General features: G+C 55.0%; 23 protein-coding genes. 17 read left to right on the top strand and 6 right to left on the bottom strand.

The window, feature by feature from the left end; genetic code table 11:
* The first annotated feature begins 3 nt into the window (after positions 1–3).
* From KDM89_RS09070 to KDM89_RS09045, 6 genes are all read left to right on the top strand, one after another.
* Positions 4–678 carry a response regulator transcription factor gene (locus tag KDM89_RS09070; RefSeq protein ID WP_212687623.1) on the top strand — a complete coding sequence of 225 codons (675 nt, stop codon included), beginning with the start codon at positions 4–6 and terminating at the stop codon, positions 676–678.
* Complete coding sequence (locus KDM89_RS09065) at positions 678–2,057, top strand: ATP-binding protein (RefSeq protein WP_212687622.1); 1,380 nt, start codon at positions 678–680, stop codon at positions 2,055–2,057. Before KDM89_RS09070 ends, KDM89_RS09065 begins: the two co-directional genes overlap by 1 nt.
* A 57-nt stretch (positions 2,058–2,114) precedes the next feature.
* Positions 2,115–3,374: a BaiN/RdsA family NAD(P)/FAD-dependent oxidoreductase gene (locus KDM89_RS09060; RefSeq protein WP_212687621.1), complete on the top strand. Its 1,260-nt coding sequence runs from the start codon at positions 2,115–2,117 to the stop codon at positions 3,372–3,374.
* Between the two features lie 105 nt (positions 3,375–3,479).
* On the top strand, positions 3,480–3,806 hold the full coding sequence (locus KDM89_RS09055; RefSeq protein ID WP_212687620.1) for a hypothetical protein: 327 nt from the start codon (positions 3,480–3,482) through the stop codon (positions 3,804–3,806).
* Between the two features lie 121 nt (positions 3,807–3,927).
* A complete protein-coding gene (locus tag KDM89_RS09050; RefSeq protein ID WP_212687619.1) occupies positions 3,928–4,428 on the top strand; it encodes a YbaK/EbsC family protein in 501 nt (166 codons plus the stop codon).
* Positions 4,429–4,434: 6 nt separating this feature from the next.
* Positions 4,435–4,641 (top strand): DUF1289 domain-containing protein, encoded by a 207-nt coding sequence (locus tag KDM89_RS09045; protein ID WP_212687618.1) that lies wholly within the window; start codon positions 4,435–4,437, stop codon positions 4,639–4,641.
* A gap of 70 nt (positions 4,642–4,711) precedes the next feature.
* Here KDM89_RS09045 and KDM89_RS09040 read toward each other — a convergent pair whose 3' ends face one another.
* Positions 4,712–5,566, bottom strand: a complete 855-nt coding sequence (locus KDM89_RS09040) for an enoyl-CoA hydratase-related protein (protein ID WP_212687617.1) — start codon at positions 5,564–5,566, stop codon at positions 4,712–4,714.
* A complete protein-coding gene (locus KDM89_RS09035; protein WP_212687616.1) occupies positions 5,566–6,198 on the bottom strand; it encodes a TetR/AcrR family transcriptional regulator in 633 nt (210 codons plus the stop codon). Before KDM89_RS09035 ends, KDM89_RS09040 begins: the two co-directional genes overlap by 1 nt.
* 149 nt (positions 6,199–6,347) lie before the next feature.
* Between KDM89_RS09035 and KDM89_RS09030 the strand changes: the two genes are divergently transcribed.
* The gene (locus KDM89_RS09030) at positions 6,348–7,424 is read left to right on the top strand and encodes a carbonic anhydrase (protein ID WP_212687615.1); all 1,077 of its coding nucleotides are present in this window, start codon (positions 6,348–6,350) and stop codon (positions 7,422–7,424) included.
* 346 nt (positions 7,425–7,770) lie between these two features.
* On the top strand, positions 7,771–7,923 hold the full coding sequence (locus KDM89_RS09025) for a hypothetical protein (protein ID WP_212687614.1): 153 nt from the start codon (positions 7,771–7,773) through the stop codon (positions 7,921–7,923).
* A gap of 74 nt (positions 7,924–7,997) precedes the next feature.
* Here KDM89_RS09025 and KDM89_RS09020 read toward each other — a convergent pair whose 3' ends face one another.
* A complete protein-coding gene (locus KDM89_RS09020; RefSeq protein ID WP_230427774.1) occupies positions 7,998–10,199 on the bottom strand; it encodes a xanthine dehydrogenase family protein molybdopterin-binding subunit in 2,202 nt (733 codons plus the stop codon).
* A 32-nt stretch (positions 10,200–10,231) separates the two neighbouring features.
* Entirely contained in the window at positions 10,232–10,702 is a 471-nt protein-coding gene (locus KDM89_RS09015) for a (2Fe-2S)-binding protein (protein ID WP_212687612.1), read from the bottom strand.
* A 198-nt stretch (positions 10,703–10,900) separates the two neighbouring features.
* On the opposite strand from KDM89_RS09015, the gene KDM89_RS09010 reads away from it, so the two are divergent.
* A complete protein-coding gene (locus KDM89_RS09010) occupies positions 10,901–11,731 on the top strand; it encodes a Rossmann-like and DUF2520 domain-containing protein (RefSeq protein WP_329604641.1) in 831 nt (276 codons plus the stop codon).
* On the opposite strand, the gene KDM89_RS09005 is transcribed toward KDM89_RS09010, so the two are convergent.
* Positions 11,716–13,176 (bottom strand): sensor domain-containing diguanylate cyclase, encoded by a 1,461-nt coding sequence (locus tag KDM89_RS09005; RefSeq protein WP_212687610.1) that lies wholly within the window; start codon positions 13,174–13,176, stop codon positions 11,716–11,718. The genes KDM89_RS09010 and KDM89_RS09005 overlap by 16 nt on opposite strands.
* Positions 13,177–13,455: 279 nt before the next feature.
* Between KDM89_RS09005 and KDM89_RS22860 the strand changes: the two genes are divergently transcribed.
* Entirely contained in the window at positions 13,456–15,021 is a 1,566-nt protein-coding gene (locus KDM89_RS22860) for a methyl-accepting chemotaxis protein (protein ID WP_212687609.1), read from the top strand.
* A gap of 329 nt (positions 15,022–15,350) precedes the next feature.
* Here the strand turns inward: KDM89_RS22860 and KDM89_RS08995 are convergent, their stop codons facing one another.
* Positions 15,351–15,896, bottom strand: coding sequence for a glycine zipper 2TM domain-containing protein (locus tag KDM89_RS08995; protein WP_189356509.1), 546 nt, complete (start codon positions 15,894–15,896; stop codon positions 15,351–15,353).
* A 342-nt stretch (positions 15,897–16,238) separates the two neighbouring features.
* Between KDM89_RS08995 and KDM89_RS08990 the strand changes: the two genes are divergently transcribed.
* The 7 genes from KDM89_RS08990 to ptsP all read left to right on the top strand — a co-directional run bounded on the left by KDM89_RS08990 (position 16,239) and on the right by ptsP (position 22,833).
* Positions 16,239–17,267: an AI-2E family transporter gene (locus KDM89_RS08990; RefSeq protein ID WP_212687608.1), complete on the top strand. Its 1,029-nt coding sequence runs from the start codon at positions 16,239–16,241 to the stop codon at positions 17,265–17,267.
* A gap of 135 nt (positions 17,268–17,402) precedes the next feature.
* Positions 17,403–17,705, top strand: coding sequence for an antibiotic biosynthesis monooxygenase family protein (locus KDM89_RS08985; protein ID WP_212687607.1), 303 nt, complete (start codon positions 17,403–17,405; stop codon positions 17,703–17,705).
* 138 nt (positions 17,706–17,843) lie between these two features.
* Positions 17,844–19,142: a glutamate--cysteine ligase gene (gshA, locus tag KDM89_RS08980; RefSeq protein ID WP_212687606.1), complete on the top strand. Its 1,299-nt coding sequence runs from the start codon at positions 17,844–17,846 to the stop codon at positions 19,140–19,142.
* A 48-nt stretch (positions 19,143–19,190) separates the two neighbouring features.
* Entirely contained in the window at positions 19,191–20,135 is a 945-nt protein-coding gene (gshB, locus tag KDM89_RS08975) for a glutathione synthase (protein WP_212687605.1), read from the top strand.
* Positions 20,136–20,258: 123 nt separating this feature from the next.
* Positions 20,259–20,657 (top strand): PTS sugar transporter subunit IIA, encoded by a 399-nt coding sequence (locus KDM89_RS08970; protein WP_212687604.1) that lies wholly within the window; start codon positions 20,259–20,261, stop codon positions 20,655–20,657.
* 24 nt (positions 20,658–20,681) lie between these two features.
* Entirely contained in the window at positions 20,682–20,951 is a 270-nt protein-coding gene (locus KDM89_RS08965) for an HPr family phosphocarrier protein (RefSeq protein ID WP_212687603.1), read from the top strand.
* Positions 20,952–21,066: 115 nt separating this feature from the next.
* Positions 21,067–22,833, top strand: coding sequence for a phosphoenolpyruvate--protein phosphotransferase (ptsP, locus tag KDM89_RS08960; protein WP_212687602.1), 1,767 nt, complete (start codon positions 21,067–21,069; stop codon positions 22,831–22,833).
* Positions 22,834–22,946: the final 113 nt, after the last annotated feature.

Below are 22,946 nucleotides of genomic sequence, written 5' to 3'. Positions count from 1 at the left end.
CGTATGCGTATCTTGCTGGTGGAAGATGACCCGCAACTGGGGCGTATCACCCAGATTGGACTGGAACAGCTGGGAATGACGGTTGACTGGCTGCAGCGCGGAGAAACCGTGCTGACGGCGGTTGCAACGCACCAGTACGCTTGTTTGTTACTCGATCTGGGCTTGCAGACGATGGATGGCATGCAGTTGCTGCGTAATCTGCGGCGCGGTAACCGGCCATATCAGGGAGCGATTCTGATTGTGACTGCACGTGATCAGATCCCCGACCGTATCGCCGGTCTGGATGAAGGCGCCGATGATTTCATCATTAAACCGTTTGATCTGGATGAACTCGCGGCACGGATACGCGCTGCCTGCCGCCGCAGTCATGGCCGCTTGCATGAAGTACTGCAACACGGTGAGCTGACGCTGGATGTGGCTGCGCGTGAAGTTCGCTATCAGGGGCAACTTGTGGTGCTGACTGGCAAAGAATTTTGTGTTTTGCAGTATCTGATGGAAAGACACGGACAAGTTGTGACAAGGGAGCAGCTGGAGGAAGCGCTGTACGGCTGGGGCGAAGAAATCGAAAGCAATGCCGTACAGGTGCATATTCACCATTTGCGCAAAAAAATCAGCAAACACTGCATACGTACTGTACATGCTCTCGGCTATACCATGTCCACGGACGGAGAATCCTGATGCATTCTGCAATCACTTTGCGCAGCGGCAGCTGGTCACTGAGGCGTACCTTATTAGGCATTTTGCTGAGTCTGACGATTACCGTCTGGGGGGTCAGCGCGGTGGTCGTGTATCTGAATGCGGATACCGAAAGCCATGAGTTATTTGATCAGTCGCTGGCAGAAACCGGACATTTGCTGTTATCGCTGGCCGAACATGAAATGCAGGAGCGCGGCGTGCATTCTGCCCACCGTTTCGCTGATGTATCAACCCGGCGCGACAATACCTATCTGCTGTTCCAGATTCACGATGCAGACGGACAACTGATTTATAAAAATACGGGTGCGCCGGACCAGCCTTTTCTCCAGCTGAACAGTCCGTCCGGTTATGGCTGGATACAGTTGCGTGGGCAGCGCTGGCGCAGCTATGTGGTCTGGAATGACAGCCATACGCTGCAAATGCAGGTGGTGGAACCGGATACCCACCGGCGTGACATTACCGGTCGTTTTACCTATCAGTTACTGGCATTTGCACTGGCAATCGCGCCGTTGCTGGTACTGGGTATCTGGTGGACGGTGAATCGTGTCTTCAACAGCCTGCGCCATTATGCTCATCAGCTGACGCAGCGCCGCCCCGGTGATTTTTCCGCACTGAGTCCGCAGGGGGCACCAGCGGAAATTCTGCCGCTGGTGGCTGCGCTGAATCAATTGTTTGTGCGCGTCAGTCAGACCCGGGAACGGGAGCAGCGCTTTACCGCTGATGCCGCCCATGAATTGCGTACGCCGCTGGCTGCAGTCAAAACCAGTCTGCAGGTCTGGCGTCGTGCACGCAATGCAGAGGAGCGGCAGGAAGCGGAAACTGCACTCAGCGACAGCATAGAGCGCGCCAGCAGACTGGTTACGCAGTTGCTGGCCTTGTCGCGCTCAGAGCCGGAAACCAGTGCAGTGCCGGCTTTGCCGCGTACTGATCTGGCAGCATGGTGCCGCGCGCAGACGGCAGAATGGCAGCACGACATCGCACAGGCAGGACATACGCTGACGACCGATTTTCAGACCGTATATACGGGGATGGATGCAATCAGTATGAGTATGCTGATGCGTAATCTGATCGACAATGCCTGCCGCTACACACCGGCTCCCGGTCATCTGCATCTGCGTTGCGGTGAACAGCAGGGGCAGGCCGTACTGGAAGTCAGCGATAGTGGTCCAGGTATTCCGGCAGCACAGCGCAGTCAGGTGCTGGAGCGTTTCGTTCGCTTATCCGATGCCAGCATTCCCGGCAGCGGTTTAGGTTTATCGATTGTGGCCAATATCGCGCAGGCGCATGGTGCCAGCCTGCGTTTACTGGATGGCAATGACGGGCAGGGGCTGACCGTGCAATTGCGCTTTCCGCTGTCCTGATTTCTGGTCAGCAGCCGGACGCACGCGTATCATGTCGGACTTCCCTGCCTGAACTGTATGCTTATGTCCGCGAATTCCCCTGTTTCTGCTGCCCGTGTTGTGATTATCGGAGCCGGTCCGGCTGGCCTGATGGCGGCTGAAGTACTGGCAAGCGCCGGTGTGGCAGTCGATATTTACGATGCGATGCCATCGGCCGGGCGCAAGTTTCTGCTGGCGGGCAAAGGCGGGATGAATCTGACGCACTCGGAGCCATTTGCCCCGTTTCTCGCACGTTATGGTGACCGTGCTGAGCGGCTGCATGACACGATTGCTGCATTTGATAATCAGGCCGTGTGCCGCTGGGCAGACAGTCTGGGCGTGGCGACGTTTACCGGCAGTTCCGGTCGTATTTTTCCCGTCGATATGAAAGCGGCACCGCTGTTACGTGCCTGGCTGCACCGGTTGCGGGAACATGGTGTGCGTTTTCATATGCGGCACCGCTGGACCGGCTGGAGCGAAGATCAGCAAAGTCTGCGTTTTCAGACACCGGACGGTGAGCACATGGTCAGCGCAAACGCGGTATTGCTGGCACTGGGCGGTGCCAGCTGGCCGCGTCTGGGATCGGATGCGGCATGGGTGCCTTTGCTGACTGTACGCGGTGTGGCGGTGCAGTCTTTACATCCGGCCAATTGCGGCTTCGAGCGGCCGTGGAGTGACAGCTTCCGCAGCCGTTTTGCCGGTGCGCCGCTGCTGACTGTGGCGGCCAGCGTGGCAGGTACTGAGCAGCCACCACGGCGTGGCCAGTTTGTGATGACGGAACACGGTGTCGAAGGTAGTCTGATTTACGCTTTGTCTTCCGCCTTGCGCAGGCAGTTGCTGGCACAGGGCGAAGCCGTGTTGTTACTGGATTTGCTGCCGGATTTCAGCGATGACAAAGTGCGCAGTTTGCTGGAAAGCGGACGCGGTGCGAAATCCCTGTCTTCATTTTTACAAAGCCGTCTCGGTCTCGATAAACTGAAACTGGGCTTGCTGCACGAATGCCTGAGCCGCGAACAGATGCTGGATACAGCGCAACTGGCGGCTGCGCTGAAAGCCCTGCCTCTGCGTTTGCATGGCATGCGTCCGGTCGAAGAAGCGATCAGCACAGCCGGTGGTGTGTGCTTTGATGCGCTGGACCCGCACCTGATGCTGAATGCCGTTCCCGGTGTGTTTTGTGCCGGTGAAATGCTGGACTGGGAAGCGCCGACGGGTGGTTATTTGCTGACCGCCTGCCTTGCGACCGGACGTCAGGCAGGGCTGGGCATGCTCGCTTATCTGCAACAACAGGCCGCAGGATGACGACAGTGTCATCAGCATTTCACGCGCCGTCTGCACGATCGTGCTAAGTCTTGTTACAATTTACGGTTTGCAGCTTTTTCCCTGCTTTGTTTTGACTGATCGTTTATGAGTGATTCGCGCGCTTCTTCCCGTTTGCCAGTTGCCTGGCGGGCTGCTATTCAGGTGGCTCCGGGACGTATTGTGCCGGCCAAAGTCATTAACTTCTCGGCTTCCGGGATACAAATGCAATGCGCAGTCATGCTGCGTGAAAAACAAGCGTATCAGATGATGATGGAAGTGCCGAGTCAGCGTGATGCTTCCGTTCGTACCCGTGTGGTATTTACCGCAACCTGCGTCTACACCATCCTCAGCGGCAGCGAATACCGTTCCGGTATGAAATCCAGCGACTACCCGCCAGAACACCGCGAATTACTGCAAAGCTGGGGCGGTTAAGCCTGCAGCCCAGCGTTTTGCGGTGCTGACTGACAGCCTGACGGTTTTCTGACCGTATATTCTCTGCTTCTGAATCTGATAAGATTGTCTATGTTTTTTCTGACAAAGCAGGAGTCTTCGCATGGAAAGCACAAGCCTTGATTTACCGGAGTCAGTACAGCGCGTGGTCGCCTGTCTGCGTCAGGCTGGTCACAGTGGTGAAGTGGTGATGCTGCCCGAAACCGGTAAGACATCGGCGGAAGCGGCTGCCGGACTGGGTTGCAGCGTCGCGGAAATTGCTAAATCGGTCGTGTTCCGGCGCTTGTCAGACGATGCGGCGGTGATGGTGGTGGCCAGCGGTGCAAACCGGGTGGATGAACACAAAGTGGCAGCGCATACCGGGCCGCTGGGAAAAGCGAATGCAGCGTTTGTGCGCGAAAAAACCGGTTATGCGATCGGCGGTGTATGTCCGGTCGGACATCCGTCCAGGCTGATTATGCTGATCGATCAGGATTTATGCCGTTATCCGCGCGTCTGGGCTGCTGCGGGTCATCCGCATGCCGTTTTCCCGCTGACGCCGCAACAATTACAACAAATGACCGGCGCACCACTGGCCGATATTGCACAACAGATTGCAGAGTAACAAGCCATGAATATTCTTTACGATTTTGAACCGGCAGAACATCCACAGGGGAAGGTCGTGCCTTCGCCTTGCGTCGGCGTTTGCCGTATGGATCAGGAAAAAGGCTGGTGTGCCGGTTGTTTCCGCACAATTGATGAGTTAACCGGCTGGAGCAAAGCCAGTGATCAACATAAGCTGGTAGTCTGGCATCAGGTCAAACAGCGTATGTTCTGACCTTATCTGCAGCAGATAAAAAAACAGCCGGAATTATCCGGCTGTTTTTTTTGCTCTGTGCGAGCAGCGATTATTTCAGCGGATAGTCGCTGTCGGCAAAATACTGCAGCGGCGCCAGATCCGGGAAATTCGTCGGACGTTTTTGCTGTTTCGCCATAAACGCTTCCAGCAGATTACTGCTTTGCCAGATACCGGCCTGCAGCCAGGCCATTTGCTGTAATGCATCGTGCGTAGAGTGATCACGCGCATAGTGAATGGCTTGTTTGCTGCCCCAGATTGCCACCGGTGGTTTGGAAGCAATTTCTGCGGCCATTTCCATCGCAGCTGCCAGCATTTGCTCCTGCGTTTCAAACACGTCGTTCAGCAAACCGCATTGTTGTGCGCGTTGTGCTGCCAGACGGCGGCCGGTGTAGGCCATTTCATGCACGATGCCTTCCGGGATCAGTTTCGGTAAACGTTGCAGAGTACCGAGATCCGCCGTCATGCCGATATTGATTTCCTGAATACAGAAAAAACTGTCGCTGCTGCCGAGGCGGATATCCGTTGCGCAGATCAGATCGACACCGCCACCGATACAGCCGCCCTGAATCGCAGCAATCACCGGCATACGCAGGTCTTCCAGCTGGTTGATACAGCGATGCATATCCTGCACCACCATCGCCAGACTGGCGCGACCAGCCGCTGTGCTGTCATCAATACGGAAGCCGCCGCTGGTGAAGACATCGAGCGACATACCGGCACAGAAATGTTTACCGGTGGAAGACAGCACCAGCACACGGGCCTGGCCGGATTGCTGCAGTTCGCTGAGAATGGCGCTGAGCTCACGGAAGAACACCGGTTGCATGGTGTTCATCGCATCCGGCCGGTTCAGGGACAGATGCGCAATACTGTTCTGAATATCAAGCTTGAAACACTGGTACGTCATTATGCCTCCTGAGCAGTCTGTAAATAATGCAGAACGGCTTCCACCGCGCCTTCATACAGCTTCGCGGCGTCGGTATCGCGCAAATAAAAACCTTTGAGTTCGAGGCTGACTACGCCGTGCATCGCGGCCCATAACTGGCGTGCGGCAGTGCTGGCGGAGCCTTGCGGAATCTGTCCCAGCGTCATGGCAGCAGCGAATTCGGTGACCAGCGGCGTAAAGCTGTGCCAGGCCAGCTGGCTGGCTTCTTCACCCGGTGTGAAGCGCGGCATCGCATCGCCGAACATGATCTGGTAATACGCACTCTGTTCATGTGCGAAACGGCGGTAATGCATTGCATACCAGCGCAGGCGATCCAGTCCCGGTGCGACTTCTGCCTGTTGTTCACCGAGCGCCAGATAAGCGTCGTAAAACAGACGGAAGCCTTGCTGATACAGCGCATCGGCCAGCCCGTCTTTGCCACCGAAACAGGAATACAGCAGCGTGGTGGAGACATTGACCGCTTCAGCAACCTTGCGCACCGTCAGACCGGCAATACCGTCTTGCTGCAGAATACGGGCTGCGGCATCCAGCATCGACTGGCGTAAAGTCTGACGCAATGCATCTTGTGCCAGCCTGTGATCGTAAGATTCCATGATAAAACGCTGTTTTTGAAAAAAACAATCATAACAGAGGCTGGGCAGCAAAAGAACCGGCTTTGTGGTCCGCTGTGGCATCAAACGCATTCAAGTTTGATGGCGGAATGCCGTAACCGGACTATTCCCTAACAGAAATACAGAACATTATGCGCCGCTACCTCGCTCTGCTGGTGTCCATGCTGATCGCGACCGTTGCTCAGGCCAACGATTCGTCTGCATCGGCGACATCGAAACCGATTAAGCCCGCGGCGAAAGAAAGCCGCGACAAAGAGGAGAGTGGCAGCTCCGACAAAAAAGACAGTAAAAAATCTGCCAAAGAAAGCAAAGAAACCAAGGAAAGCAAAGAAGCGCTGCAGCCGGATGAACTGGCCGCCAAAATTGCGGAAAAGCTGGCGGTGATACGCAAGGATAAAGAGGAAGCCACCCGTGCTGCACCGCGCCCGGTGGTGCGCCCTGCATATTCTCAAGTACGCCGCACGGAACCCGCCAAAGCCAAGGAGCCGGAACACGGTTCAGCGGCAGTGGTCGCTGCCATGGGCGGACACGGTGCTGTGCACTGGAGCTATCAGGGTGAAACCGGCCCGCAGAACTGGGGCAAGATGAATCCGGCGAATGCCAAATGCGACAGTGGCGACCGCCAGTCACCGATTGATATCCGCGACGGCATTAAAGTCGATCTGGAACCGATCATGTTTGATTACAAACTGAGCGGCTTTAATGTGATTGATAACGGTCACACCATACAAGTGAACCCCGCTGCCGGTAATTACATTACGGTCATGGGTAAGAGTTACGAGCTGGCGCAATTCCATTTCCACAAACCTTCCGAAGAGCGCATCAGCGGTAAGAGCTTTGAAATGGTGGTGCATCTGGTGCACAAGGATATCGATGGCCGTCTGGCAGTGATTGCGATTCTGCTGGAGCGCGGCAAAGCCCACAGCGTGATTCAGCAAGTCTGGAATAATCTGCCGCTGGAAAAGAATGAAGCGATGACGGCCCTGACGGCGCTGGATCTGAATCTGCTGCTGCCGGTCAAGCGCGAGTATTACACCTACATGGGTTCGCTGACCACGCCGCCGTGCAGTGAAGGTGTGTTGTGGATGGTGATGAAGGAACCGGTAGAAATTTCGCATGAACAGCTGGCGATCTTCAGCCGTCTGTATCCGATGAATGCACGTCCTATTCAGAAAACTTCCGGTCGTCTGATCAAGGAATCGAACTGATGCTGATACCACGCTGTTTCTGACAGATCCTTTTCTGAGTACCGCAACGCCACCGCACAACGGTGGCGTTTTTACTGGGGCAATCGAAAGCAAGCGGAAAGCCGGACGACTCCGGCACGGAAAAGCGCTGCTAAGGGCTGCAAAATGCCTGAAAATGCCCCAAATGCGGAGTCCTGCACAGCGATCCGGCGGTCGTCGGCAGAAAGTCCGGCTCTCCGGAAATGACGAATGCGGATAGCTGCACAATCATCGTGCTACATATCGTTACGCTTACAGGTCAACGGGCGTACCTTCAGCAGCGCTTACGGTTTACAGGCGGTTCGCTTGTTGAAATCGGGAGGTAATGATGAAAAAACTCAGATGGGGAGTGGTCATTGCACTGCTCTGGCAGCTTGCCGGTTGCGCTGTCGTGGTACCGCGTCCTTATGTGGCCGGTCCGGTGTTTGTACCTGCACCAGTGGTGGTTGTGCCTTACGGCGGGCATCGTCACTGGCATTAAGCACATCAGAATAACAAACGGCGCATTTTTTGCGCCGTTTGTTATTGCTGCCATCAGTCCGTCAGGAATACGAATTACGCAAACTTAAACGGTAGTTCGCGCTGACGTTTTTTATCCAGTCTGGCCAGTGCATTGGCGAAAGCCGGCGCTAACGGTGGCAGACCCGGTTCGCCCATGCCTTTCGGTGCATCGGCGCTGGCGACGATGTGTACCGCGATCTGCGGCATATCGGTGATGCGCGCTACCGGATAATCGTGGAAATTGCTTTGTTCCACCACACCGTCTTTCAGCGTGATCGCATTGCCCGGTAAGCAGGTGGACAAGGCCATCAGCGCCGCGCCCTGTACCTGCGCTTCCACGCCGCGCGGATTGACCGCCAGATTGCAGTGCACACCAGCGGTGACTTTCAGCAGACGCGGCTTGCCTTTCTGCAGGCTGGCGACCACCACATACGCGACGACCGATTCAAACGATTCATGCACCGCCACGCCCCAGGCTTGTCCGCGTGGCAGCTTTTTACCGTAACCGGACTTTTCCACTGCGAGTTTCAGTGCTGCGGCATGACGCGGATGTTTATCCGCCATCAGTTTTAAGCGGTAAGCCACCGGATCCTGTCCGGTCGTCACCGCGATTTCATCCAGCAGGGTTTCCATCACATACGCGGTATGAGTGGAACCCACGCTGCGCCACCACAGCACCGGCACATTCACTTTCGGATGATGAATCTGCAAACGCATAGGAATGTCGTAAGGATCGCGCATGCCTTCGGTAATCGTGCCGTCGATACCGTCTTTGATCATCATGCCTTCAAACAGCGTACCGGCAACAATCGATTGTCCGACGATGGTGTGATCCCAGCCCAGAATATTGCCTTTCTGATCGAAACCGATTTCGGCGCGGTGCAGATGCAGCGGACGGTAATAGCCGCCGCGGATATCATCTTCACGGCTCCAGACGGTTTTTACCGGCGCATCCAGCCCCGCACCGATGGCGGCTTTCACCACGGCACAGGCTTCCGCCACATAGTCGGCAGTCGGCACTGCGCGGCGGCCAAAACCGCCACCGGCCATCTGCGCATTGACTTTCACCGCTTCCGGTTTGATGCCCAGCACTTTGGCGGCTGCCATACCGTCAAAGCCCGGCATTTGCGTGCCCATCCACAATTCCGCTTTCTGACCGGTGAACGCGACTGTGCAGTTCAGCGGTTCCATCGGCGCATGGGCCAGATACGGGAAGCTGAATTCCGCCTGCAGCTTATGCGGCGCCTTCGCGATTTTGCTGACATCGGCATCCCATTTGACGGCGCCCGGACGCTTGGATAATTCGCGGTATTGCTGCACCAGTGCCGTGGTGTCAGCCTTGGTGACCTTGCTGTTATCCCAGCTGATTTTCAGCTTGTTACGCGCCTGCAGTGCCGCCCAGTAACCGTCGGCAATCACAGCCACACCTTGCCCGCCGCGATCGGTGGCAATACGCAGAATCGCACGCACACCCTGTACCTTAATCGCTTCGCTGTCATCCAGCGATTGTATCGATGCGCCGAATACCGGCGGTCTGGCGACCACCGCTGTCAGCAGGCCGGGCAGTCTGACATCCAGACCGAATTGCTGGCGCCCATGCGATTTATCAGAAGCATCCAGACGGTTGGTGGCTTTGCCGATCAGGCGGAATTGCGCAGCATCTTTGAGACTGATTTCCTGCGGCACCATTTCGCCCATGGCTTTGTCTGCCAGTTCGCCGTAACTGAGCTGACGCCCATCCGGTGCGATGACTTTGCTGCTGTCGGTGCGCAATTGCGCTACCGGCAGATTCCAGACTTTTGCGGCGGCCTGCAGCAACATGCCACGCGCACGCGCACCCAGTTCGCGGTATTGCACAAATGAGTTTTTGATCGAATTCGAGCCGCCGGTGATGTGAATCCCGAATTTCGGGTCAGCATAGGCCGGATCATTGGTGCCGAGTTTTGCGCCAACCTTTGCCCAGTCTGCATCCAGCTCTTCTGCCAGTATCAGTGGCAGTGCCGTTTGCACGCCCTGACCGAATTCCAGACGGTTCACTGTGACGGTAATGCGTCCGTCGCGGTCGATTTGCAGAAACGCGCCCGGCTGCGCATTTGCAGGCAGGGTACCGTTGTTATTCACCGGTACATTCGCCAGCGCCGCTTCCGGCAGGCAGGCCAGCGCAAAGCCGGAAGCCACACTCATTTTTAAGAACAGGCGGCGGCCAGGCTGCGGAACTTCCGTCAGAAAATGACGCAACGCCGGTGGAATTTCCATGCGGTTATCAAATAACATGATCGCTCCCTGTCTCAGGCCAGATGCGCAGCAGCATCGTGGATCGCTGCACGGATACGCTGATACGTACCGCAGCGGCAGATATTGCCGGACATCGCCGCATCAATATCGGCGTCGGTCGGCTTTTTGTTCGATTTCAGCAAGGCGGTCGCGCTCATGATCTGACCGCTCTGGCAATAACCGCATTGCGCCACATCGTGCTTCACCCACGCATCCTGCACCACCTTACCAACCGGATCGTTTTCCAGCGCTTCAATGGTCGTCAGTGCCTGACCGCTGACGCTGGATACCGGTGTGATACAGGAACGAATCGCCTGACCATTCAGATGCACGGTGCAGGCGCCGCACAAGGCCTGACCGCAGCCGAATTTGGTGCCGGTCATACCCAGCGCATCGCGCAGTGCCCACAGCACCGGCGTGGCCGGATCGATGTCTAACTGATGTTGCTTCTGATTCACGCTGAGCGTGACTTTGCTTGTGCTCATATCGGGGTCTCCTCCGGGAATTGGTCGCTTTGCTGCGTCAGTTGCTGCGGAAAAGGCAGCAATGTGCAGCAAAACTGCAGCAAAATTGCAGATTGCCACAACTATAGGACAAATTTTGTTGTCCGGTGCGGCAATCGCTTTTTTGGCGGTGGCAGACTGCATACAATGCCAACGTCAACTGCAATCAAGGGAGTTTCTGTGCATGAACTGAATCTGATCGGTGCCGGTAAAGTCGGGCAAGTGCTGGCGCGCTGCTGGTGGCAGGCCGGTGTTGCAAAGCCGCAGCGTATTTTGAACCGCAGCACAGACAGCGCAGCGCGGGCGGCGGCGTGGATCGGCGCCGGTGCGCCGCAGCCTGCAGATCAGCCTTTTCTGCCAGCGTCATTGTGGATGCTGAGTGTCAGCGATGATCAGATTGCGTCAGTCGCCCGGCAGCTGGCAGACAGTCAGGTCTTGCGTCCCGGCGATGTGGTGTTCCATTGCAGCGGAGCCAAAGCATCGGCGCTGCTGGCACCGGTAAAAGCGTCCGGCGCACTGATCGCTAGTTTGCATCCGGTGCGCAGTTTTGCGGATAAAGAGGCATGTGCGGCTGCATTTGCGGGGACGGTCTGCAGTCTGGAAGGCGATGAAGGTGCGCTGCAGGCGCTGGAGACTTGTCTGCATGCGATTGCGGCTGAAACCGTGCGCATCCGCGCCGAAGACAAACTGGTGTATCACGCGGCAGCGGTGTTTGCGAGTAATTATCTGGTGACGCTGATGGATACCGCGCTGGCAGCGTATCAGGCGGCCGGGATTCCGCGCGATATGGCGCAGAAAATGGCAGAGCCGCTGGCCAGACTGACGATGGACAATGTATTCAGGCTGGGGCCGGAACAGGCGCTGACCGGGCCGGTAGCGCGCGGCGACTGGGAGCTGGTGCGCCAGCAGGCGGCTGCTGTGCATGGCTGGCAGCCGCAGGCCGGACAGTTATACGATGCGATGGTGACACTGACGGCGGCGCTGGCCGCCCGTCATCACTCGGCGAAATAAACGCTGTTACGGCCGTTTTCTTTGGCCTGATACAGTGCCTGATCAGCGCGCTCAAACACGCTGTCTTCGCTTTCATTATCTTTGCACTGCGCCACACCCATACTGACAGTCACATTCATGCGGGTTTTCAGTAAATCTGTGGTGCGTGAAAAGTCGTTTGCTTCAATCGTGCTGCGCAGATTTTCTGCAATCGACGTCGCCTTTTCCAGCGTGCAGTTTTTCAGCAGAATCAGAAATTCCTCACCGCCCCAGCGGCACAGCACATCGCTCTCTCGCAGTGAACGGCGGGTGATGGCAGCGATTTCTTTCAGTACGTGGTCACCCACCAGATGACCGTGTTTATCGTTCACTTTTTTAAAGAAATCGATATCCATCAGTACGGCACACATAGGCTGGCGCGAACGCTCTGCATCCAGAATCGCTGCCTTGAATACGAAATCAAAGGCCTGACGATTCAGCAAACCGGTCAGCGCATCGGTGGAAGCAGAACGCTCCAGTCTTTGCTGATAACGGCGCACCATGAACAGCATGATGACGGCAATCGTCAGCGTAATGCCTGCACTGATTGCGATATTCACCAGCAGCATGTTTTGTACCGGACGCAGTTCGCTTTCCAGCTCCTGCTCCACCAGCAAATGCCAGCCCAGTTCCGGCAGGAAACGGGAATTCAGCAGTACCGTGCCTTTGTCACCCGCATATTCCAGATGCAGCGACTGGCTTTTCTTATTTGCCAGAATTTCCTTTGCCACCGCGTTCAGTCCGGGCATATCCTGCAGCCGCTGCACTTTCAGACGGTAACCGGAACCGGCCAGCATGATTTTGCCGCTGGCATCCGCGAACATGATGCGGCGTGCAAAACGTTTCTGGTAGGAATCAATCAGCTGGCGCAGCGTATCCAGCGTCAGACCGATACCGGTCACGCCGAGAAACTGCCCCTGATAATCTTTGATACGGTAATTGACGAAAATGGTGACGGCATCATGGTTCGCCAGATCCACATCCACATTGGTTTCGTAATCGGATTTGAGGTTTTTGACGCGGTAAAACCAGACATCGCGCGGTTCACCTTCTTTGATGGTTTTCAGTAAGCCATCCGCGTGGTAATAATGCAAAGTCTGGTTCGACACCAGAAAACTGGTCACTGCATTATTTTTGATTTTGACTTCTTTCAGGTACTTGGTGATCAGTTCCTGATCTTCTTCCCCGTTTAGCATCCAGTCGCGCACAAAGGTGTCATGCGCCATCAGCGACGAGGTGAACACCGGCCGCAGGATATCTTTCTGAATTTCTGAATAGACATTATCACCGGTAATCGGCAGCGTCTGTTCCGCCAGACTTTGCTGCAGCGTGTTTTTGGACGTCAGATAGCCCGCAACCGATGTAAAAATGAAACCTCCGGCCAGCAGAAACGTCAGCCAGACCAGCAGACCATATTTTTTAAACATGTTGTTTTTGAAATGAAGACCGGGCAAAAAATTGCCATCCGATAATACTAACTTCTGCACCTGCCCTGACGCAAACTTTGTCTGCAAGGAATAAGCATATAACGCGCTTTTGTCGCGAAATTCTTAAAAATCCCCTGGTTTTCTGGGAAGTCCCGGATTCTTCACCTATGCTGAATATGACTGCTTATTGTTTCAAATGCATCACTGTTGTCCGACAGAGGGTAGTGAAGCGCGGGCAGCCTGGTTCCGGTTAATCAGAATAACCATTTAGGGGGGAATATGTCGTTTTTCCATAATTTGAAAATATCCGCCAAGCTGTACGCCGGATTTTCCATGCTGATGCTGATTACGGGTTTGCTGGGTGCTTTTTCGATCTGGCAGCTGGCCAGAGTCAATGAAACGGCAACTGAACTGGGAACCAACTGGATGCCCAGCGTGAATGCTGCGATGGGTATCAAGGAACGTATCTCGCGGCTCAGAACGCAGGAAATGCAGATCGTGCTCTCGGCCGGCGATTCTGAAAAAATCGATTTTTATGCAAAACGCTGGCGTGAGTACACCGGACAGTTGCAGGAATATCAGGCGACGTTCACGGGATTGATTACCACTGACACTGAACGTCAGCAAATGCAGGAATTCAAAAGTCTGTGGGATAAGTACGCTGCACAAAGTGAAATACTGATCCGGTTGTCACGTGAAGGGAATCTGGAGGAAGCCAGAACGGTACTGCGCGGCGAGTCATCCAAGCTGAATGCCGCTTTGCTGAAAATCGCTGACAATCTGGTGGATGTGAACGTGAACGGCGGCATCAGTGCATATCAGGACGGTACCCGCATTTATGAATCGTCGCGTATCTGGATTGCCGCTGCGATCGTCAGCAGCGTACTGATTGGCAGTTTTCTCGCTTATCTGATTGCACAAGTGGTTGCACGCCCATTACGCCGCGCGGTGGATGTCGCCAAAACCGTGGCTTCCGGTGATCTGACCAGCGTGATTGAAGTGCGTGGTCAGGATGAAACAGCAGAATTACTGGGGGCATTGCGCGACATGAATGGCCAGCTGCAAACACTGGTCAGTCAGGTGCAACAGGGAACAGAACTGATTGCGGATGCCACGGCGGATATCGCCAAGGGCAATATGGATTTGTCGGCACGTACGGAAAGTCAGGCAGGTTCTCTGGAGGAAACGGCGTCGTCAATGGAGGAGCTGACGGCTACTGTTCGTCACAACAGCGAGAGTGCACGGCAGGCACATCAGCTTGCACGCAGCGCCAGTGCTGTTGCGGTCAAAGGTGGTGACGTGGTGCAGGAAGTCGTGACCACGATGGGCGATATTGATGCTTCATCGAAAAAAATCGTGGATATCATCGCCGTCATCGACAGTATCGCATTTCAGACCAATATCCTTGCGCTGAACGCGGCAGTGGAAGCTGCCCGGGCCGGTGAGCAGGGACGCGGTTTTGCGGTGGTTGCGTCGGAGGTGCGGACGCTGGCCCAGCGCTCGGCAACGGCGGCGCGGGAAATCCGGCAACTGATTCATGACTCCGTTGAAAAAGTCGGACGCGGTTCCGGTCTGGTCAGTCAGGCCGGCGATACCATGCAGGAACTGATGCAAAGCGTACAAAAGGTCAGCGATATCATCGCGGAAATCAGTAATGCCAGTTCCGAGCAGACAGCCGGTATTGAGCAGGTGAATCAGGTCGTGATTCAGATGGATCAGATCACGCAGGAAAATGCGGCACTGGTGGAGGAAGCAGCGGCGGCGGCGACGTCCCTGCAGGATCAGGCCGATAGTCTGCGGCGGCTGGTGGGCAGCTTCAAACTGCACCGTCGCGCTTATTCATAACGCTGTTAACCTGAGAACCGGTCGTCGTAATATGCAGCTATCGTCATTCGTGAATTTGCGAGGCCCGGACTTTCTGCCGACGACAGCCGGATCGCTGTGCTGAACTCCGCATTTGGGGCAATTTCGGGCCAATTCCGGGCAAAAACAGCGCTGCGGGGACTTCTGTGAGAAAGCAGTTCACAGTGGAAGTGCTTTTGTACCGGTATGTTGTCGCCATGCAGTCAGCGGAAATGGCGCCGCCCAAAACAAAAAAGCACCGGACCCGATAAGGTCAGCGGTGCTTTTTTTGTTGCCGGTCAGCGATGACGATGTATCGCTGATCAGGCAGATTAAGGACGCGGTGTCAGCGATACATGCAGACGCAGACGTGAACCCGGATCGTAAGGCATGATCGTGGTGTAAGTACGGTTCATGTATTCATACGTCACCGCATAACCGGTGGTGCGGGTTTCCCAGCTATCCATATTGCGGCACTGACGCACTGGACGGGTTTCGTAGCTTGGCTGGTTGTTGTAATTGTTGTTATTACCGTTGTTATCCATGCGGTCACCGACTAAAGCACCGGTAATCGCACCGGCCGCAGTGGCTGCCAGACGGCCATTGCCGCCACCAACCTGACTACCGAGCAAACCACCGGCAATACCGCCGATGATGGCGCCGCCATTGCTGCGTTCAGCCTGACGTTGCTGCTGGTGACGCGGTACTTGTTCGTATTCGGTACGGCAATCCTGACGCGGGTAATTCACTTGCTCGACTTGCGGCGTAACACTGATCACGCGGGCAAAGTCATCATAATCTGCAGCGGATGCCTGAGTGGCAAATCCGAGTGCAATGGCAGACATCAGGAACAGAGCGGGTTGGCGAACAGATTTCATAATAGCCTCGTAACAGATAAACAGCGTAGTAACAGTATTAACGCACGATATGGACATTACGCTGACAGTGAAAATGTAATGACTTGTTTCACTTTGTAGCCACCGGCAGCGCAGGCTGCGTATCGCTTTCAAAACAAGTCGGCATGCAGTCAGGATAGAAATATGCGCCTTCAATAACAATAAAAACAGGAAAAGGTGCGTTAAATGCGCCTTTTTCGGTAGCTGGCCGCAACTGTGATTAGTCGCGTGATGATAAAAAATCTCCATTATTACCGTCGCGCAGGCTGCGCCAGTGTGATTCAATGCCTGCTTTGCATCAGCAGATCAACCATAAGGAACGCCATGCCGCCGCTCAATTTCTCCGAACAACAAAAGCAATCCTGGTGCGAACTTGCCTCGCTGATTCTCGCAGGGCTGGCCTTGTGGATGGTGCTGAAAGCCGGTCTGGTGCTGGCACTGTTTTCCGGTTTGCTGATTTTTTCGCTGATACACAGCATGGAACCGCTGATTGCAGCGCGTTTTCGCCATCGGCAACCGCGTATGCTGGCGCTGATCGTGCTGGCCCTGATTCTGAGTACCGCGATTTTTGCCGGCAGTTGGGGCGTCCACGCATTTTTGCGTAGCGATGGCGGGAATTTACATACCCTGCTGCAAAAAATGGCCGACATTATCGAAGCTTCGCGCTCACAAGTGCCTGACTGGCTGGCGAATAATTTGCCGGAAGACGTGGCAGCGCTGCAGGATTTGCTGATTCACTGGCTGCGCGAACATGCAGGTGAAGCTAAAACCCTGTTGCCGGAAGCCGGACATTTACTGGTACACCTGATTCTGGGCGTGGTGATTGGCGCGATGGTGGCGGTATCACGCGCCAATCCGGATCAGCCGGCCGGGCCGCTGGCGCTTGCGCTCAGTGAACGGATTGCGAATCTGGCGACGGTTTTCCATAAAATCGTGTTCGCGCAGGTACAGATTTCCCTGATCAATACTGTCATGTCAGCGATTTATCTTGCGCTGGTACTGCCCTTGTTAGGCGTGCATTTGCCACTGGTAAAAACCATGATCGCGATTACCTTTATCGCCGGTCTGATTCCGGTGGCGGGTAATATTATTTCAAACACCGTGGTAGTGATTGTGGCCTTGTCGCACTCTGTGCATGTGGCGGCGGGTTCCTTGCTGTTCATGGTATTGATACACAAAGCCGAGTATTTCCTGAATGCCCGCATTATCGGTGCGCAAATCAATGCCAAAGCCTGGGAATTGCTGACCGCCATTCTGATCATGGAAACCTTGTTCGGGTTGCCGGGGCTGGTGGCCGCGCCGGTGTTTTACGCCTATATCAAGGCAGAACTCAGCCAGCGCGCACTGATCTGAGCAAGCCATCCGGCGCTGGCTGACATGAACAAAGTTCAGTGCAGCGCCGGAAAGATGAAAAGCTTATGCGTTTCCTGACCGGTGCGGCACAAACTGTCATAATGCAGAGATTGATGACCCACCTGTGAGCGAACTATGATACTTGAGGTAGCCGATATCCGGATTCAGCCGGGACAGCAAGAAGCGTTTGATCAGGCCATACAGCGCGGCCTGCAGGATGTGATTTCCAAAGCCAAAGGATTCCGCGGATTCAAAGTGCAGAAAGGGATCGAATCTGCTGACCGTTATCTGCTGATGATTTACTGGGAAACGCTGGAAAATCACACCGTTGATTTCCGCGAATCGCCTGCGTTCATACAGTGGCGTGCAATTGTCGGCCCGTTTTTTGCCACGCCGCCGGTGGTTGAACACTTTAATTTGCTGGCTGAATCGGCCTGAATACTGTAAGGGTATTCAGTTTTCCCCTTGATTCCTGCCGTTTCATCCCAAGCTAGACCGTTCGTCTAGAAAGCGGCGGGAATTCATGCTTTTTTGTTATGAATGCTGCTTTCGTGCTGTTCATTCCAAAAGGTCTTTATGGTTCCGCATCTCGTTACCGCCCTGAATGGTCCGCTACTGGATCTCGAAAAGAAAATCCTCGAAGCGACCCCCGCAATTGAACGCTGGTTCCGGCTTGAATGGCAGGAACACACGCCGCCGTTTTACTGCTCTGTCGATCTGCGCAATGCCGGGTTCAAGCTGGCACCGGTCGATACCAATCTGTTCCCCGGCGGTTTCAATAATCTGGCACCGGAAATGCTGCCGCTTGCAGTACAGGCCGCAATGGCGGCGATCGAAAAATATTGTCCGGATGCACGCAATCTGCTGGTGATTCCGGAAAGTCATACCCGCAATGCGTTTTATCTGCAAAACATCGCGCGCATGATGCAGATTTTCCGTCAGACCGGTCTGAATGTGCGCCTCGGTTCGTTGTCACCGGAAATCAAAATACCGACCCCGGTACTTCTGCCGGATGGTCAGGAATTATTGCTGGAACCGCTGGAACGTTCCGCCAACGGGCGCCGTCTGGTGCTGAATAATTTCGATCCTTGCACGATACTGCTGAACAACGATTTATCGACCGGTATTCCGGCCATTCTGGAAGAACTGAACGAACAAACCCTGCTGCCGCCGGTACACGCCGGCTGGGCGCTGCGCCGCAAGAGTAACCACTTTTCAGCGTATGACGAAGTCGTCAAAAAATTCTCGAAAATGGTCGATATCGACCCGTGGATGCTGAACCCTTACTTCATGAAAGTGCAGGGCGTAGATTTCCATCAGGGTACCGGCGAAGATGCGCTGGCGGCAGCGGTGGATACGGTGCTGGCGAAAATCCGTAAAAAATATAAAGAATACGGGATCAAGGAAAAACCGTTTGTGATTGTCAAATCCGATGCCGGTACCTATGGCATGGGCGTGATGACGGTACATAATTCTTCTGAAATCCGCGAGCTGAATGCCAAGCAGCGTAACAAAATGGCGGTGGTCAAAGACGGTATGACCGTCACCGATGTGATTGTGCAGGAAGGTGTGTACACTTTTGAGCAAGTGCACGAAGCGGTGGCCGAGCCGGTGGTGTATATGATCGACCGCTATGTGGTCGGTGGTTATTACCGCTTCCATCAGGAACGCGGTGTGGATGAAAATCTGAATGCGCCGGGCATGCAATCGATGCCGCTGGCGTTTGCGCAGCAGCATGCGGTGCCGGATATGCGCGCGCAGCCGGGAACGGCAGCACCAAACCGTTTCTACATGTACGGCGTGGTGGCAAGGCTGGCTTTGCTGGCTGCATCGCTGGAACTGGAACGCACTGATCCTGATCCGGAAATTTACTGAGCGGCAGCAGAGCGCCGCTGCCTCTGATCTGAGAATAAGAGAGAAACGATGAAACTGGCTTTCCTGACTGATCCGCTCGATAGTTTTAAAACCTACAAAGATTCCACGTTTGCGATGATGCGCGAAGCCGCATCGCGCGGACATCGCTTGTTTGCGTTCGGGCCGGAAGATATGGCGCTGGAAAACGGACAAGTCGTGGCACGCAGCCGTGAAATCCGGCTGACCGGTGACAGTGAACACTGGTATCAGGCCGCCGCGCCGCAGGATACGCCGCTGCAACAATTTGACGCGGTGCTGCAACGTAAAGATCCGCCGTTCGATATGGAATATGTGTACGCCACCTATCTGCTGGAACTGGCAGAGCAGCAGGGCGCACGCGTGTTTAACCGTCCCGCAGCAATCCGCAGTCATAATGAAAAGCTGTCGATTGCGCAGTTCAGCCAGTTCACAGCACCGACGCTGGTGACCCGTGATGCAGCGCGTATCCGCGCGTTTCATGCAAGTCACGGCGACATCATTCTGAAACCGCTGGACGGCATGGGCGGTTCCGGTATTTTCCGCGTGCGTGAAGATGGTTTAAATCTGGGCAGCGTGATTGAAGGCTTGACGCAACTGGGGAGCCGTACCATTATGGTGCAGCGCTACATCCCGGAAATTGTGCACGGCGATAAACGGATTTTGCTGATTGGCGGCAAAGTCGTCCCGTTTGCACTGGCGCGCATCCCGCAGCAGGGTGAGGTGCGCGGCAATCTGGCAGCAGGTGGCACAGGTGTTGCTCAGCCTTTGTCTGAACGGGATCTTGAGATCGCGCAGACGCTGGCACCACAATTGGCGCAACGCGGTTTGTTGCTGGTAGGATTGGATGTGATCGGTTCATATCTGACTGAAGTGAATGTCACTAGCCCGACCTGCTTCCAGGAAATCACGGCACAAACCGGTTTTGATGTGGCGGCGATGTTTGTGGATGCGCTGGAAGCTGCGGTAGCAGCCTGAAATACCCCCGGGGGTATTTGTAACACCCTGCAATTTACTTAGGCGTGCAGCCCGAAATCGGGGATACTCCCCCTCCGGACATTCCGGACTAGAGTCGGGCAGTGCGCTGGCAAACAGGTGATTATGGTTGGAATTCTTTTAATGACCCATGCACCGCTGGGGTCAGCGTTTTTACAGGCAGCAGCCCATGTTTTCCGTGGCATGCCCGAGCGGCTGGAAGCCATCGACGTGGTGGCAGATCAGAATACGGACGATGTGCATAAGCTGGCTGCAGACGCGGTACAGCGTCTGAACGATGGTACCGGCGTGCTGGTGATGACAGACATGATGGGTGGTACGCCATCCAATTGCTGCCGCAGTCTGGGTGATCCCGATCAGGTGGCCGTGATCGCAGGTATCAGCCTGCCGATGCTGCTGCGTGCGCTGACTTACCGCCATGACGCACTGGACGTCGTGGTGGAAATGGCGCTGGCCGGCGGACAAAACGGCGCGTTGCGGATTGATTGCCGTACCCGGATCTGAAGCATTATTCAAACAGGTAAAACTATGATTCAGCAGGAAATTGAAATCATCAACAAACTGGGATTGCATGCCCGTGCGTCTGCAAAATTTACCCAGCTGGCCGGAAAATTCCGTTCTGAAGTGTGGGTGGCCCGCAATGGCCGCCGCGTCAATGGCAAATCCATTATGGGTGTCATGATGCTTGCCGCCGGTAAAGGCAGCAAAATTCAGCTCGAAATCAACGGTGAAGATGAACAAGCCTGCTTCGACGCCATGTGCGCACTGATACAGGATCGCTTCGGAGAAGGCGAATAAGAATCGTCCGCAACGGACAATTCTCATCCAGACTGCGTCAGCAAAGCCGCTGCCCGCTGCCTCCGGGCGACTTGCTGTCGCCGTTGCAGATAAAGATTCAACAGGGAGACTAGGCATGGCATCGTTTACTTTGCAGGGCATTCCGGTATCGCGCGGTATTGCGATTGGCCGCGCCCATGTGCTGCACCCTGCAGCACTCGACGTCGAACATTTTCTGGTGGCGCAGGAGCAGGTCGAAGCCGAAGTGCTGCGCCTGCAGGAAGCTATCGCGCAGGTTAACCGTGACCTGCAGACCCTCTGGTCTGAACTGCCGCAGGATGCACCGACTGAGCTCGGCGCATTTATTGACGTCCATGCGCTGATTCTGGCCGACCCCATGATTTCCGAAGCGCCGCTGGATATCATCCGCACCCGCCATTACAACGCCGAATGGGCGCTGGCAACGCAGGTCGAAGAACTCTCCGCTCAGTTCGATGAAATCGAAGATGAATACCTGCGCGAACGTAAAGCCGATATTCAGCAGGTGGCGGAACGGATACTGAAAGTGCTGACCGGCACTGTGCATCAGGTTGTGCGCTCCGAAGGGATCGATGAGCGTACCGCGAATATGATCGTGGTGGCGCGTGATATTTCTCCGGCTGACATGATGCAGTTGCGTGACGATGCCTTCACCGGTTTCGTCACCGATGAAGGCGGGCAGAACTCGCATACCGCGATTGTGTCGCGTAGCCTTGGCATTCCGGCCGTGGTCGGTATGGGAAACGCATCCCATCTGATTGCACAGGACGACTGGTTAATTATCGACAGTGATGCCGGTGTTGTGATTGTGGCGCCCGACAATGCGGTACTGGAACAATATCGCGACAAACAAGCCAAACTGGCACGTCAGAAAAAGAAACTGGCACGTTTGCGCAAAACACCGGCGGTCACACAGGACGGTGTCGAAATTACTTTGCTGGCCAATATTGAATTGCCGGAAGACACTGCACATGCACTGGATGCAGGTGCCAGCGGTGTTGGTTTGTTCCGCTCTGAATTTCTGTTTATGGAACGTAGCGGGCAGGAGCACCGTTTGCCGACCGAAGAAGAACAGTTTGAAGCCTATCGTCAGGCGGTGCAGGGCATGAAGGGCCGCCCTGTGACGATACGCACGCTGGACGTTGGTGCGGATAAACCGCTGGACAGCTCTGACCATAATATTTTGAATCCGGCGATGGGTTTGCGTGCGATTCGCTATTGCCTGTCTGAGCCGCAATTATTTATGACACAGTTGCGGGCTATTCTGCGTGCATCGGCTTTCGGTAAAGTCAAAATCCTGATTCCTATGCTGGCGCATTACCATGAAATCGAACAAACGCTGGCGATGCTGGAGCAGGCGAAGGCTGAGCTCACCGCAGAGGGCATGAAGTTCGATCCGCAAGTGCCGGTCGGTGCAATGATAGAAGTACCGGCTGCCGCGCTGTCATTGCCAATGTTCGTCCGCAAACTCGATTTCCTGTCAGTCGGTACCAATGATCTGATTCAGTACACGCTGGCGATTGACCGTGCTGATCATGAAGTCGCGCATTTGTACGATGATCTGCATCCTGCGATTATTCAGCTGATGCACAGCATTATTTCAACCGCTGTCAAAGCGGATATTCCGGTATCGATTTGCGGTGGTATGGCCGGTGATATCCGTCTGACCCGCTTGCTGATTGCGATGGGTTTCCGCGAACTGTCGATGCCAGCCGCTTTAATGCCGGAAATTAAACAGGCGATTCTGAATACGCAACTGGACTTACTGCAGCCGCACCTGAAAAAAATCCTGCGCAGTTTTGATCCGCAATCGATACGTGAAACCCTGACTGCGATGGAGCAGGCGGGCGTCGTCATGCACTGATTGCGGCTATGCAGAAAAACGCAGCGGATGTTTGACGGCATCCGCTGACTTGTTTATCCTTATACCCTTAGTGAATAAGCGCCGATTTGAGTTTCAGCTTGCGGGCGCTTTCC

Origin of the sequence: Cognatundibacterium luofuense (assembly GCF_018139685.1) — a bacterium.
Lineage (GTDB): Bacteria > Pseudomonadota > Gammaproteobacteria > Burkholderiales > Burkholderiaceae_D > Undibacterium > Undibacterium luofuense.
This window is presented reverse-complemented; position numbering and strand designations above follow the sequence as displayed.